The sequence below is a fragment of the Agrobacterium sp. 22117 genome, assembly GCF_052045735.1.
In the GTDB taxonomy this organism is placed as follows: Bacteria; Pseudomonadota; Alphaproteobacteria; order Rhizobiales; family Rhizobiaceae; genus Agrobacterium; species Agrobacterium cavarae.
In genome coordinates this window covers 658,671-672,013 of sequence record NZ_JBQEPP010000003.1, presented here as the reverse complement: position 1 = coordinate 672,013, position 13,343 = coordinate 658,671, and the positions used below count along the sequence as shown (strand labels likewise).

The window sequence follows — 13,343 nt, the reverse complement described above, 5'->3', positions numbered from 1 at the left end:
AATGTGATGGTTTACTACACAACGAGTTAATAATTTATATGGCGTACAACAAAATTCTACAACGTTCACAAAGGCTTAGATCAATCCTAGGTAGGTTTTGGGGGTTGTCTGACGCATCTTTTGATAGAATGAGATGCGCCAAAGGCCGTGCGACGTCAGGCTGTCTGCATTTTCTTTATGATTGAATCGTCGATCTCCTGAGCGCGCAGGAAAGCCGGGCGCTGACCGAGGCGACCGAGATAACCGGCGAAGGACTTGCGCTTCTCGATCGAACCGAATTGCAGACCCCATCCAATATGCGAGCCCACATAGACGTCGGCGGCGGTGAAGCTGTCGCCAGCAATGAAAGCGTTCTGCGTCACGGCGTATTCGAGGGTGTCCATCAGGTCTTCAAAGCGTCCGCATCCGGCCATGCGATACTTGTCTTCCGGAATCACCAGACCCATGGCGCGGTTGCTGACGCCCATTTCCAAAGGGCCGGCCGCAAAGAAGAGCCAGCGATAGTAAAGGCCACGATGGTTGGTCGGAGGGGCAAGACCCTTTTCCGGAAAGGCGTCGGCCAGATAGGCGCAGATGGCTGCGCATTCCGTCACGACGACGTCACCGTGTTTGATCGCGGGCACCTTGCCCATGGGATTGATGGCCTTGTACTCGCCAGCCTTCATGTCGCTGTCGAAGCCGATGATTCTGGTGTCGTAAGATGCGCCCACTTCCTCCAGCATCCAGCGGATGATGCGTCCGCGTGACATGGGATGGGTGTAGAATGTCAGATCGCTCATGTCTCTCTCCCTTGTTGAGCAGAGTTTGCTCCGGCAGCATGACCTAATCAAGACATCGATTGGGGGCAAAAGAAAACCCGGCGCGAAGGCCGGGTTTTCGAAGGTCTCTAAAGGGTTAGATGCCGATCAGGCAGCCATGGCCTTCTTGAGGTTTTCGTCGATCTTGTCGAGGAAGGCGGTGGTGGAGAGCCAAGGCTGATCCGGACCGATGAGGAGCGCGAGGTCCTTGGTCATGTAGCCGGCTTCTACGGTGTCGACGCAGACGGTTTCCAGCGTCGTGGCGAACTTTGCCAGTTCAGCATTGTCGTCCAGCTTGGCGCGGTGGGCGAGGCCACGGGTCCATGCGAAGATCGATGCGATGGAGTTGGTCGAGGTTTCCTGACCCTTCTGATGCTGACGGTAGTGGCGCGTCACCGTGCCGTGCGCCGCTTCTGCTTCGACCGTGCGGCCATCCGGAGACAGGAGAACCGAGGTCATCAGGCCGAGCGAGCCGAAGCCCTGTGCCACGGTATCCGACTGAACGTCGCCGTCGTAGTTCTTGCAGGCCCAGATGTAGCCGCCGGACCACTTCAGCGCGGAAGCGACCATGTCGTCGATGAGGCGGTGCTCGTAAGTGATACCGGCTTCGTCGAACTGCGCCTTGAATTCGCTCTGGTAGACTTCTTCGAAGATGTCCTTGAAGCGACCGTCATAGGCCTTCAGGATGGTGTTCTTCGTGGAGAGGTAAACCGGCCACTTGCGCATCAGGCCGTAGTTCATGGATGCACGGGCGAATTCGCGGATGGAATCGTCGAGGTTGTACATGGCAAGAGCCACGCCGGCGCTCGGAGCGTCGAACACGTCCTTCTCGATGACCTGGCCATCTTCGCCAACGAACTTGATCGTCAGTTTGCCCTTGCCGGGGAACTTGAAGTCTGTTGCCTTGTACTGGTCGCCGAAAGCGTGACGGCCGACAACGATCGGCTGGGTCCAGCCGGGAACCAGGCGCGGAACGTTCTTGCAGATGATCGGCTCGCGGAAGATGACGCCGCCCAGAATGTTGCGGATCGTGCCGTTCGGGCTCTTCCACATCTGCTTGAGGTTGAATTCTTCCACGCGGGCTTCGTCCGGTGTGATGGTCGCGCACTTGATGCCGACGCCATGCTTCTTGATGGCGTGTGCCGCATCAACGGTTACCTGGTCGTTGGTAGCGTCGCGGTTTTCAACGGAAAGGTCGTAATATTCGATATCAAGATCGAGGTATGGCAGGATCAGCTTGTCCTTGATGAGCTGCCAGATGATACGGGTCATTTCGTCGCCGTCGAGATCGACGACCGGATTGGCTACCTTGATCTTTGTCATGAATTCCTCACCTTCGAGAACGGTTGCGCCCAATCGAGCGCCATAAGGGTCAATATCCCGTGGCGCTATAGCATTGCGAGCGGCGGAGGCAAAGCCATCGGTCAGCTTTTTTGGCCTTTCTAAAAGCCTTGTTACCGGATTGCCAAAACACATTCGCGGATTAGATTCAGGCGAATCGCTTACGTTGGGTAAGCTGAAGTTTCAGGACGTCATCATGCAGAAAGTTCTGCTCGCCATTGCCGCACTATTCCTTTCCTCCAGCGCCTTTGCCGCCGATCCCACCGAGCCGGTGAAGAAGGTCATGGATATTACGGTGAAGAACTGGTCCGGCGAGGCCGATGACTGGAAGTATATTTTCGATGAAGATCTGCTGACGACGCTGTTCAGCAAGGCGTTCATCGCCCAATATCGCGAAGCCTCGAAGAAGCCCGCCTATGAGGCAGAGGCAGGCGAGAAGGGCGACCCCTTCGGTTATGACGTGGTTACCAATTCGCAGGATGGCTGCCCGCTGCAGGACGTTAACATCTCGGCAGCGCCGCCCAAGGATGGCGTGAGCGACGTCACCGTCAAGTTCAAGCTCTGGGCCTGCATGGATGAGGCCGAGATGAAGGCGACCGTTGATCAGGTCAATTTCGATGTGATCGAAGAAGACGGCAAGCCGGTCATCAATGACATTCATCGTGTTGGCGATGAGGGCCGCGATTCCGTGCAGCAAGAGATGGCAAACATCATCAAGGGCGAATAAGCCGCATGCAACGCACGCCTTGCCTTTGATTTGCGCGGAAAACTGTGCCAGTGAAGCCAAAAAATTGGAAGGCGACTATGGCAGGTACAAACAGCGATCTCGAACTCATTGCCGAAGGCCCGGCGATCATTCTGGTCGAGCCTCAGCTTGGTGAAAATATCGGTATGGTGGCACGCGCCATGGCGAATTTCGGGCTGGCAGAGCTGCGTCTGGTCAATCCGCGCGATGGCTGGCCGAGCGAGAAAGCACGTGCGGCCGCCTCCAAGGCCGATCATGTGATCGATGCAACCAAGGTCTACGAAACGCTGGAAGATGCGGTTCGCGATCTGAACTTCGTCTATGCGACGACGGCACGTGAGCGTTACGGCTTCAAGCCGGTGCGCGCGCCCGTCACCGCGACCGAAACCTTGCGCGCCAAGTTCAAGGCAGGCGAAACGACCGGCGTCATGTTCGGTCGCGAGCGCTGGGGCCTGACGAACGAGGAAGTGGCGCTGGCCGACGAAATCGTGACGTTTCCCGTCAATCCCGCGTTTGCGTCGCTCAACATCGCTCAGGCTGTGCTGCTGATGTCTTATGAATGGATGAAATCCGGCATGGAGGACCTTGCCGAGACTGCGTTCCAGTCGGTGCAGCAACGGCCTTCCACCAAGGAACAGGTCTTCGGCCTCTTCGACCAGATCGAAGAGGCGCTGGATGCGCGCGGATATTTCCATCCGGCTGAAAAAAAGCCCAAAATGGTCGACAATCTGCGCGCAGTTCTGTCACGACGGGGATTTACGGAGCAGGAGATCAGCGTGTTTCGCGGCGTGATCAAGTCGCTGGACGCGTTTCCGCGCCGCTGGCCGAAACGGACAGAGAAAAGCGCCGAAGGCGAGGAGACACCGACGAATGGCTCTGGCGACAACGACTGATCTTCCCGTCTCAAAGCCGGTTCTCGTCTTCGATTCCGGCATCGGCGGGCTGACGGTTTTGCGCGAGGCGCGGGTTTTGATGCCCGAGCGTGGCTTCATCTATGTCGCAGACGATGCGGGTTTCCCTTATGGCGGATGGGAAGAAGATGGGTTACGTCAGCGCATACTGTCGCTGTTTGCCCGATTGCTCGACACCTATCAGCCAGAAATCTGCATCATTGCCTGCAATACGGCTTTCACGCTTGCCGGTGCAGACCTGCGGGCCGCTTTTCCCGACATGACCTTCGTCGGAACGGTGCCGGCCATCAAGCCCGCGGCGGAACGCACCCGTTCAGGCCTCGTGTCTGTGCTGGCGACGCCCGGTACGGTGAAGCGCGCCTACACGCGTGACCTCATCCAGTCGTTCGCCTCGCAATGTCACGTGCGCCTCGTCGGCTCGGAAAATCTGGCACGCATGGCGGAAAGCTGGATCAGAGGAGAGAGCGTCTCGGATGATGCCGTGCTGGCCGAAATTTCGCCGTGCTTCATTGAGGATCAGGGCCGGCGCACCGACATCGTGGTGCTTGCCTGTACGCATTATCCGTTCATGGCGAATGTGTTCCGCAGGCTTGCGCCCTGGCCGGTAGACTGGCTCGATCCGGCAGAAGCGATTGCCCGGCAGGCACGCCGCAAGGTCGAGGTGCTACAGGGTGCCGAGCATCCTGAGGGTTTTGACTTTGCTATCTTCACATCAGGTCAGCCGGATTTCACCACGAGAAGACTGATGCAGGGCTTCGGTTTGAAGATCGAGAAACACTGAGCGCCGAGCGCTTGTGGGGAAGTAGGACGCGTCGATCAAAGAAGATAACGCGTCCTTGTGCGCCCGGTTAAACGCACGACGTTCTAAGTCCATTGTGACATTTTTGCACTGAAGAAAGCTCATTGATACAATTCGAGATTGAACCTCTTGCAGGCGAATCGAAGATGTGTCAAAAAAATCGGGCCCGCAACTCAAGAAACAGGAGGCGTTAGATGACTACATTTAAGCATTTTTGCCTCTCTGGTATGGTTATGTCCGTAGCTCCGGCGCTGTCCGGAATGATGCTTCGCGCATACCGACGTGGAATCGCTATCTAAGCTTTTCCATGCCTTTGCAGGCGTTTTCACTATACATCACGGTGTGTCGATAGTCTTTTGACCTCGCAGTCTGTTGCTGCGCAGAACGTTTCCGCACGCCTTTTTCCATCACAAGAGGACCTGGTTGCTATCTTGCGCCGGGACGGATGACCTATGTCTAAACAACAATCTTTGAGTGTAAGCGATCTTTCCAGAACCGTCGAAGAATTGGTTCGCCGCTTTGGTGCCTGGGCCACGCTGAAGGCGGCAGTTCTGGGTGCAATGAAGCATCGGCAGACGAGAAATCATGCCACGCATCTTAGCGATCGGCTTCGGCGGGATGCCGGCCTTCCGGTGCGCGAACCGATGCCTGGCCAGCCGCTGGTGCCGCCCTGGTTCCCTCGGTTCTAAAGCATGGTCCGCGCAAAAACGTGCAGCGGTTTGCGATGATGACACGCTTTCGAGACTAAGCGCATCCACCGCTGCGACACGCCTCATCGGTGTGCCGCAGCGGTCTTATTCCTGCTGAGGCTGTGCCCCTTTCAGGGCAGGATTTTTCAGGTCGATGCGGCTTGTCTCTTCCGGCAGAAACTGCGGGCCGACGATGCGCACCCTGCTGTTCTTCGGATCATAGTCCCTTTCTGGGACGGGGGATGCCTTGGCCTCGACCTGCGGTGCGGGTTCGGGCGACGCCGGTGTGGGGCTTTCCGTCTTCGGGGCAGGGATCCGGGTGATGCCGGAATAGGACTGATCAGGAGAGGATTGTGGCGCGCTCGCTTGCTCTTCCTGCTTCCTCATCTCCTGATGATAGGCCGCCATGTTGCAGGAACATGATGGAGAGCGCGTCGAGGGTGAGCCGTTGCGATAGGCAAAAGCCGTTGGCATCGACTTGTAAGGCTGACCGGTCTTGGCTGAGACCATATCGGAACTCTCTTGCCCCACCATGGAATGGTAGAAGAGTTCCGTCTCGGTGCCAGGGCACATCCGCTCGCACTGGGCAGCCTGAGCACTGAAATCCATTGGCGTCGCGTTGGAGGATATGGGGAAGAAGGCTCCGTCGCAGGTGCGCACGCAAAGCGTCCTCAAGCCGCCCTCGGTCGGCATGTCTGGCGTCGGGCCGTAATTGCCAATGTCCCTTTGGTCGTCATTGAAGGGGTCGGTATAGCCGCGGGGGTGGGCATCCAGGCCTGGGTCCGTCGATGCGTAATCGGGTGGCCGACGATCCAGGCAGCCCTCTGCATCGAGCGCTGCCATGATACGATCCCACCGGTCGGCGGCTTCGGTGCGACGGCTCGCAAGCATACGATTGCGGTCTTGAGCGATCATGTCCCGTTCGGCTTCCGCTTGGGCCAGTGCATCCGCAATATCACCGCAGATTTGCGCATTTGGGTTTCCATAGACAATCACGCTACCGGATGAACAGCCGTAGCTCCGCAGATCGTTCTTGATACGGCGGATCACGAGGTTCTGCTGTGCCAGCGCATTGGCAAATTGCCGGACCTGCGCTGTGGTGCCGATAACTTGCGTGGACTCTGCCGGTTGTCTCAGCTGTGCTTCGAGCGTTTCGCAGATGTCCTGCGCCTGCACGGCAACGGGTGCGACGAGGAGGGCGGCCAACAGGGAACCGATGAGACGGTTGCGGCGCGGCGCCGGGCGCCCGTTTGATTTTAGCAGGCCCGTCAGCATTCAGTCGGCATCCCTTTCAACATCAATCACCAACGCTCGCGGCAGGATTAAGTTCAGGATAGCATAGGGCTGTGCCGCAATGCGGCAACAGCAGTTTCAAAATTGCGTTAATTCGAAGTGACGCAATAACGTCAGGCCTGAAGCGTGTCGCGATCATTCAGATTCGCTCCTTACGCTTTAGGTCCTTGTTTCGTCGCATGGTGTCATCGCAAAACCGCTGCACAATTCTGCTTGAACCATGCTTTAAACCCAGGCCATCACATCGAAGGATGCGATGCCTGGACGGCGGCAAGCGCTGCCATGTTGACCACGCCGCGCGAGGTGACGGTGGGCGAGAGGATATGTGCGGGCAGGGCCGTGCCAAGCAGGATCGGCCCGACATGCAGACCTTCCGTCATGGTGCGCACGACGCCAAGCGAAATATTGGCCGAGTCCAGGTTCGGGAAGACCAGGAGGTTCGCCTCACCGGACAAAGCGCTGTTGGGCATGGCGCGCTTGCGCAACATTTCCGAGAGCGCCGAACCACCCTGCATTTCGCCGTCGATTTCCAAATGCGGCGCCCTGTCGCGAACGAGTTGAAGCGCTGCGCGCATCTTTCGGGCACTGACGGAATCACGCGAACCGAAGTTCGAATGGCTTGCGAGCGCGATCTTCGGGGTGATGCCGAAGCGCTTGATTTCCTTGGCGGCCAGGATCGCCATTTCTGCGACGTCTTCAGAGCTCGGGTCGTAATTGACGAAGGTATCGGTCATGAAGAGCGCGCCACGCTGGGTGATCAGCAGGCTGAGGCCGCCAAAAGACTGAACGCCTTCGCGCTTGCCGATGATCTGATTGACATCGCGCAGGTGACGGTCAAACCGGCCTTCCAGACCGCAGATCAGGGCATCGGCCTCACCGCGCTTGACGGAGAGAGCGCCAATGACGGTGGTGTTGGTACGAACGATGGTGCGTGCGGCTTCCGGGTTGATGCCGGCACGGCCGACCAGCGCGAAATAGTCATCGACATAGTCGCGGTAGCGTGGATCGTCTTCCGGGTTGACCACGGCGAAATCGGTGTTCGGGCGAATGCGCAGGCCGAAGCGCTTCAGGCGCGTTTCGATGATCTGCGGACGACCGATCAGGATCGGGATGCCAGTCCCTTCTTCCAAAAGTACCTGAGCGGCGCGCAGCACGCGCTCGTCTTCGCCTTCGGCAAAGATGATACGCTTCTTTTCCGCGCTCTTGGCACTGTTGAAGATCGGCTTCATGATGAAGCCGGAACGCCAGACGAAGCGGTTCAACTGATCGAGATAGGCATCGAAATCGGTGATGGGTCGCGATGCGACGCCACTTGCGGCAGCGGCACGCGCGACGGCGGGCGCGATGCGCAGAATGAGGCGTGGGTCGAAAGGCGAGGGGATCAGGTAGTTCGGGCCAAAGACCGGCGTCTCTTCGCTATAGGCCTTGGCAGCGACTTCGGAGACTTCCTCGCGGGCCAGTTCGGCAATCGCGCGGACCGCCGCCATCTTCATCTCTTCATTGATGCTGGTTGCGCCGCAATCGAGCGCGCCGCGGAAGATGTAAGGGAAGCAGAGAACGTTGTTGACCTGGTTCGGGAAGTCCGAGCGACCGGTGCAAATCATTGCATCCGGGCGTGCAGCGCGTGCTTCTTCTGGCATGATTTCAGGCTTGGGGTTCGCCAATGCCAGGATCAATGGCTTTTCTGCCATCTTTGCCAGAAGCTCGGGCTTCAGAACGCCTGCGGCCGAGAGACCGAGGAACACGTCTGCGCCCTCAATGGATTCGGCCAGGACGCGTTTGTCGGTCTTCTGCGCGTAGATTTCCTTCCATTCGTCCATCAACGTGTTGCGGCCGTCATAGACGAGGCCTTCAATGTCGTGGACCCAGATGTTTTCGCGCTTGGCGCCCATCTCCACCAGCAGGTTGAGGCAGGCGAGAGCCGCTGCACCGGCACCTGATGCGACGATCTTGACGTCCGACAAGGCCTTGCCGGCGAGTTCCAACGCATTGGTGACGGCTGCCGCGACGATGATTGCTGTTCCGTGCTGGTCGTCGTGGAAGACCGGGATGTTCATCTTGGCGCGCAGCTGGCGCTCGACTTCAAAACATTCAGGCGCCTTGATGTCTTCGAGATTGATGCCGCCGAAGGTGGGCTCAAGTGCCGAGATGGTGGAGACCATATCGTTGATGCCGGGCGCGTCGATTTCGATATCGAAGACGTCGATATTGGCGAATTTCTTGAAGAGGACGGCCTTGCCTTCCATCACCGGCTTCGACGCCAGCGGGCCGATGTTGCCGAGACCGAGAACGGCGGTGCCGTTTGAAATCACCGCCACAAGGTTGGCGCGTGCAGTATATTGCGCCGCCGTTTCCGGATTTTCATGAATGGCAAGGCAGGGGGCGGCGACGCCCGGTGAATAGGCGAGCGCCAGGTCGCGCTGGTTGCCGAGCGGCTTGGACGCCTGGATCTCAAGTTTACCCGGGCGAGGATAGCGATGGTAGAAGAGCGCCTGCTCATCCAGATCCGCATTGCTGCTCTTGTTTTGCGTCGTGCCCTTGTCCTGAGAACTCATCTTTTTCACCGCTTTATTTCAATTGTCACGAAGGTCTTTGCATACAGCAAACAGTTCGACCGTACAGCCGTTTATTTGGCGGGTGGCATGCAAAAGCGAGAAAGACGATATTCGCAAAAAGACCAGCGTCACACCATGGAAGTGCCGCGTTGTCATCTTGCTGAAACACGAGTCTGGTTTTCCCAAGAGTGAAAGATTTCCAAACGCCTTTCATGAGACGAGGGGACGAGACCATGGCCACGCAGACCGAAACCAGACACTTCAGGACGCTTTTCATTTCCGACGTGCATCTTGGCTCGAAAGCGGCCAAGACGGATTTTCTGCTGGACTTTCTGAAGTATCACGAAGCGGACACGATCGTGCTCGTTGGTGATATCATCGACGGTTGGCGCCTTCGCCGCAGCTGGTACTGGCCGCAGGGCTGTAACGACGTGGTGCAGAAGCTTTTACGCAAGGCACGCAAGGGCGCGCGCATCGTCTACATCCCTGGAAATCACGACGAATTCTTACGCGAATTCCCCGGCACCCATTTCGGCGGCATCGAAGTGGCAGAGCGCATGATACACGAGGCGGCGGACGGCAAGAAATATCTCGTGCTGCATGGCGACGAGTTTGACGTCGTCGTGCGCAATGCCCGCCTTCTCGCCTACCTTGGTGACTGGGCCTACGATGCGGCGATTGCCGTCAACGTCGCGATCGCGGCGGTTCGCCGCCGTATCGGCCTGCCTTACTGGTCTTTCTCCGCCTGGGCGAAACTCCAGGTGAAGCACGCCGTCAACTTTATTGGCGAGTTCCAGCGTGTGGTGGCCGATGAGGCCCGGCGCAACAAGGTGGATGGGGTCATCTGCGGCCATATTCACCATGCGGTGATGGAGGATATCGACGGTATTCGCTACATCAATACCGGCGACTGGGTGGAAAGCTGCACGGCCATTGTCGAGAACCTTGACGGCTCGTTCGAGCTGATCACCTGGATGCAGACCAGCGACAGCGCGGAAGAGCCAACGGTGCGCCAGCTGGAGCCGGTGATGTTTCCCAAGCTCGTTGATACAAAAGCGGCCTGAGGATGTCTTTATCCCCACAGCTCCGGCTGTGGCGGATGAACGAGAGAACCATCATAGACAAGACCAGGCTCTCTATCGCGCGCCAAAAGCAGAGGGCCGTCAAGATCGGCAAAGGCCACGTCTTGCGCCAGTAGCACAGCGGGTGCCATGGCAAGCGACGTTCCCAGCATGCAGCCCACCATGATCTGATAGCCGAGACGCTCGGCCTCCTGCTTCATCACCAGAGCTTCAGTAAGACCGCCTGTCTTGTCGAGCTTGATGTTGATCGCATCGTAACGATCGCGAAGGGATGCGAGGTCTCTCGTCAGGTGGACGCTCTCATCCGCGCAGATTGCCACGGGTCGCTTTATCGTCGCCAGAAACGCATCGTTGCCGGCTGGGAGAGGTTGCTCGATCAAGGAAATCCCGAGCTCCGCGGCAACGGCCATGTGGTGCTCTATATTGTCTTCACGCCATCCCTCGTTGGCATCGACGATGATTGCGGCATCTGGTGCTGCCGCACGAACGGCGCGTAGGCGCTCTTCGTCGTCCTCTGTTCCCGTCTTTATCTTCAAGAGCGGACGATGGGCGTTTTCTTTTGTCTTCGCCGCCATCGTCTGCGCGTCGGCGAGCGAAATCGTATAGGCCGTCATCAAGGGTTTGGGAGCAGACGGCAGAAAATGAGCAAAGGCGGGTCTCCCTGAGAGCTTCGCTTCCAGATCCCACAAAGCGCAGTCGACGGCGTTGCGCGCAGCACCCGGCTTCATGGCCTGCTGAAGATGCTCCCGGTCGAGCCCCGAAGCGATTGCCTTCGCGGCTGCGTCAATATCTGCCAGGACGCCTTCGATCGTTTCGCCATAGCGCGCGTAGGGGACGCACTCTCCCTGACCTTGGACGCCGTTGTCGGAAATGGTGCAGGTGACCACATGGATTTCCGTGCGGCTTCCCCGCGAAATGGTGAAGCTTCCTGCAACCGGGAAGATTTGCGCTGTGGCTTCGAGGTAACGGCTCATCAAAATTGCCTTATAGTTGGGGGTAAAACCATGGAACCTGCAAAATATGTATCCATTTACGGTGCACCGCTGTGGCTTGCTGGTCCGGCAAAAGATATGAATCGTTAAGAGAATCTTTCAGTAAGCTGCATTCACGCGGAGAAATATGCAAGAACAGGAACCAGGCAAGCGGGTGGAACAGGCTGCAATCTCGGCGGATGAGAACGCGGGGCGCGGCGGCGCGCGCTACGTGCTCTCCGGTTCCTGGCGCAACGCGAACATCTCTCCCGTTCTGCCCGAACTCGACAAGATCGAAAAATCAGGTGCATCCGGGCCCATCACGATCGACCTGTCGGGTATCGACCATATCGATACGACCGGTGCATGGATCCTCCATAGCCTGCGGAGCCGTCTGGAGAAGTCCGGCTCGAATGTCAGCTTCGAGGGCAATGAGAAGGTCGAGGAGATCATCACCTCGCTTCCCGATGAAGCGCCGCTGCCGCCGAAGGATACGCAAAAGCAGGGTATTTTAAGCCGCATCTTCGAGCCCGTGGGACGCAATGTCGTCCAGGCAGGGTCCGACTTTATGGCCGGCATGTTTATTCTGGGCTCAGCCGTTCGTGGCGCGCAGATGAAGCTCGGTCGAGGGCGCGGCGTGTCGCCTGCTGCCATCGTCAACCAGGTCGATCACATGGGCGTGCGTGCGGTGCCCATCATAACGCTGATGTCGTTCCTGATCGGTGCGATCATCGCCCAGCAGGGCGCGTTCCAGCTCAGATATTTCGGCGCGGAAGTTTTTGTGGTCGACCTCGTCGGCATTCTCCAATTGCGTGAGATCGGCGTTCTTCTTACCGCTATCATGATCGCCGGCCGGTCCGGCAGCGCGATTACCGCTGAAATCGGTTCGATGAAGATGCGCGAGGAGATCGACGCGCTGAAGGTCATCGGCCTCAACCCCGTCGGCGTCCTGGTCTTCCCGCGTCTGGTGGCGCTCACGATCGCCTTGCCGCTTCTCACCATCATCGCCAATTTCTCGGCATTGTTCGGCGCTGCAATCGTCTCGCTTATTTATTCGGGTATCACGTTTGAAGTGTTTCTTTCGCGTCTTCATAGCGCCGTTGAGGGTTCGACGATCGCGTCCGGCATGATCAAGGCGCCATTCATGGCCCTGATCATCGGCATTGTGGCATCCGTGGAAGGAATGAAGGTTGGCGGGAGCGCGGAATCGCTCGGTCAACACGTCACGGCCTCGGTGGTCAAATCGATCTTTGTCGTGATCCTCGTCGATGCGCTTTTCGCCATCTTCTATTCAGCCATCGATTTTTAAGGAGAGGGCTGTGGATCAAGGACAAGCAGTCGAGGACAGGAAAGACAGCAAGACCGATCGCGAAGTCGTGCTTTCGGTGGAGGGCGTGACCGTCGGCTTTGGCGACAAGCTCGTGCTCGACAATCTCGACCTCGATGTCTATCGCGGTGAAATTCTGGGCTTTATCGGTCCGTCCGGTGCCGGTAAATCGGTGCTGATGCGCACGGTGCTGCGGCTCTTGCCGCGCCAGGGCGGTTCGATCAAGATCCTTGGGACTGACTATGACAAGGCCTCGGACGAAGAACGCATGGCGCTCGACACGCGTCTTGGTGTCCTCTTCCAGCAGGGCGCGCTCTTCTCCGGTCTGACTGTGAAAGAGAATATTCAGCTGCCGATGCGCGAATATCTCGATCTGCCGCAAAAGCTGATGGATGAGCTTGCGGCCCTGAAAATCGAAATGGTGGGTTTGAAGCCGGATGCCGGCGACAAGTTCCCATCCGAACTTTCAGGCGGCATGATCAAGCGCGCAGCATTGGCGCGCGCTCTGGCGCTCGATCCGGACCTCGTCTTCCTGGACGAGCCGACATCGGGTCTCGATCCGATCGGGGCTGCAGAGTTTGATATGCTGATTGCGCGCTTGCGCGATTCGATGGGTCTGACGGTTTACATGGTGACCCACGATCTCGACAGCCTGTTTTCAGTCTGCGACCGCATTGCCGTTCTCGGCAACAAGAAAGTGGCAGTCGAAGGTACACTCGAGGATATGTTCAATAACGACGATCCCTGGGTCCAATCATATTTCCGCGGAAAGCGGGCTCGCGCCGTCGTCCTTCCGGATGGCACGCAACAGATTCCGGGGAGTAACGGATAGG

General features: G+C 58.0%; 12 protein-coding genes. 7 read left to right on the top strand and 5 right to left on the bottom strand.

Annotation, left to right across the window (positions count from 1 at the left end; genetic code table 11):
- Positions 1-155 precede the first annotated feature (155 nt).
- Together ACTJKV_RS11725 and ACTJKV_RS11720 are read right to left on the bottom strand one after the other, a co-directional pair.
- Positions 156-779, bottom strand: a complete 624-nt coding sequence (locus tag ACTJKV_RS11725; protein ID WP_274102521.1) for a glutathione S-transferase family protein — start codon at positions 777-779, stop codon at positions 156-158.
- Between the two features lie 126 nt (positions 780-905).
- Entirely contained in the window at positions 906-2,120 is a 1,215-nt protein-coding gene (locus ACTJKV_RS11720; RefSeq protein ID WP_062427554.1) for an NADP-dependent isocitrate dehydrogenase, read from the bottom strand.
- Positions 2,121-2,334: 214 nt separating this feature from the next.
- Here ACTJKV_RS11720 and ACTJKV_RS11715 point away from each other — a divergent pair, with 214 nt between their 5' ends.
- The 4 genes from ACTJKV_RS11715 (at position 2,335) to ACTJKV_RS11700 (ending at position 5,282) form a co-directional block, all read left to right on the top strand.
- The gene (locus tag ACTJKV_RS11715; protein WP_062427553.1) at positions 2,335-2,865 is read left to right on the top strand and encodes a hypothetical protein; all 531 of its coding nucleotides are present in this window, start codon (positions 2,335-2,337) and stop codon (positions 2,863-2,865) included.
- Positions 2,866-2,942: 77 nt separating this feature from the next.
- The gene (locus ACTJKV_RS11710) at positions 2,943-3,776 is read left to right on the top strand and encodes an RNA methyltransferase (RefSeq protein ID WP_274102519.1); all 834 of its coding nucleotides are present in this window, start codon (positions 2,943-2,945) and stop codon (positions 3,774-3,776) included.
- Entirely contained in the window at positions 3,754-4,575 is an 822-nt protein-coding gene (gene murI, locus ACTJKV_RS11705; protein ID WP_274102518.1) for a glutamate racemase, read from the top strand. The genes ACTJKV_RS11710 and murI overlap by 23 nt, the downstream gene beginning before the upstream one ends.
- A 470-nt stretch (positions 4,576-5,045) precedes the next feature.
- Complete coding sequence (locus ACTJKV_RS11700) at positions 5,046-5,282, top strand: hypothetical protein (protein ID WP_062427470.1); 237 nt, start codon at positions 5,046-5,048, stop codon at positions 5,280-5,282.
- Positions 5,283-5,387: 105 nt separating this feature from the next.
- Here ACTJKV_RS11700 and ACTJKV_RS11695 read toward each other — a convergent pair whose 3' ends face one another.
- Positions 5,388-6,557: a DUF2865 domain-containing protein gene (locus ACTJKV_RS11695; protein WP_274102517.1), complete on the bottom strand. Its 1,170-nt coding sequence runs from the start codon at positions 6,555-6,557 to the stop codon at positions 5,388-5,390.
- A gap of 257 nt (positions 6,558-6,814) precedes the next feature.
- Entirely contained in the window at positions 6,815-9,130 is a 2,316-nt protein-coding gene (locus ACTJKV_RS11690) for an NADP-dependent malic enzyme (protein WP_062427468.1), read from the bottom strand.
- 233 nt (positions 9,131-9,363) lie between these two features.
- Between ACTJKV_RS11690 and ACTJKV_RS11685 the strand changes: the two genes are divergently transcribed.
- Positions 9,364-10,194 (top strand): UDP-2,3-diacylglucosamine diphosphatase, encoded by an 831-nt coding sequence (locus ACTJKV_RS11685; RefSeq protein WP_062427467.1) that lies wholly within the window; start codon positions 9,364-9,366, stop codon positions 10,192-10,194.
- A gap of 8 nt (positions 10,195-10,202) precedes the next feature.
- On the opposite strand, the gene dgcA is transcribed toward ACTJKV_RS11685, so the two are convergent.
- On the bottom strand, positions 10,203-11,186 hold the full coding sequence (dgcA, locus tag ACTJKV_RS11680; protein WP_274102515.1) for an N-acetyl-D-Glu racemase DgcA: 984 nt from the start codon (positions 11,184-11,186) through the stop codon (positions 10,203-10,205).
- A gap of 145 nt (positions 11,187-11,331) precedes the next feature.
- Here dgcA and ACTJKV_RS11675 point away from each other — a divergent pair, with 145 nt between their 5' ends.
- Both ACTJKV_RS11675 and ACTJKV_RS11670 read left to right on the top strand, forming a co-directional pair.
- Complete coding sequence (locus ACTJKV_RS11675; RefSeq protein ID WP_274102514.1) at positions 11,332-12,492, top strand: ABC transporter permease; 1,161 nt, start codon at positions 11,332-11,334, stop codon at positions 12,490-12,492.
- A gap of 10 nt (positions 12,493-12,502) precedes the next feature.
- Positions 12,503-13,342: an ABC transporter ATP-binding protein gene (locus tag ACTJKV_RS11670; protein WP_236760330.1), complete on the top strand. Its 840-nt coding sequence runs from the start codon at positions 12,503-12,505 to the stop codon at positions 13,340-13,342.
- The last annotated feature ends 1 nt before the right edge of the window (position 13,343 follow it).

Coding starts and splice junctions, on each gene's coding strand:
- ACTJKV_RS11725 (WP_274102521.1), bottom strand. CDS start 779: ATGAGCGATCTGACATTCTACACCCATCCCATGTCACGCGGACGCATC.
- ACTJKV_RS11720 (WP_062427554.1), bottom strand. CDS start 2,120: ATGACAAAGATCAAGGTAGCCAATCCGGTCGTCGATCTCGACGGCGAC.
- ACTJKV_RS11715 (WP_062427553.1), top strand. CDS start 2,335: ATGCAGAAAGTTCTGCTCGCCATTGCCGCACTATTCCTTTCCTCCAGC.
- ACTJKV_RS11710 (WP_274102519.1), top strand. CDS start 2,943: ATGGCAGGTACAAACAGCGATCTCGAACTCATTGCCGAAGGCCCGGCG.
- murI (WP_274102518.1), top strand. CDS start 3,754: ATGGCTCTGGCGACAACGACTGATCTTCCCGTCTCAAAGCCGGTTCTC.
- ACTJKV_RS11700 (WP_062427470.1), top strand. CDS start 5,046: ATGTCTAAACAACAATCTTTGAGTGTAAGCGATCTTTCCAGAACCGTC.
- ACTJKV_RS11695 (WP_274102517.1), bottom strand. CDS start 6,557: ATGCTGACGGGCCTGCTAAAATCAAACGGGCGCCCGGCGCCGCGCCGC.
- ACTJKV_RS11690 (WP_062427468.1), bottom strand. CDS start 9,130: ATGAGTTCTCAGGACAAGGGCACGACGCAAAACAAGAGCAGCAATGCG.
- ACTJKV_RS11685 (WP_062427467.1), top strand. CDS start 9,364: ATGGCCACGCAGACCGAAACCAGACACTTCAGGACGCTTTTCATTTCC.
- dgcA (WP_274102515.1), bottom strand. CDS start 11,186: ATGAGCCGTTACCTCGAAGCCACAGCGCAAATCTTCCCGGTTGCAGGA.
- ACTJKV_RS11675 (WP_274102514.1), top strand. CDS start 11,332: ATGCAAGAACAGGAACCAGGCAAGCGGGTGGAACAGGCTGCAATCTCG.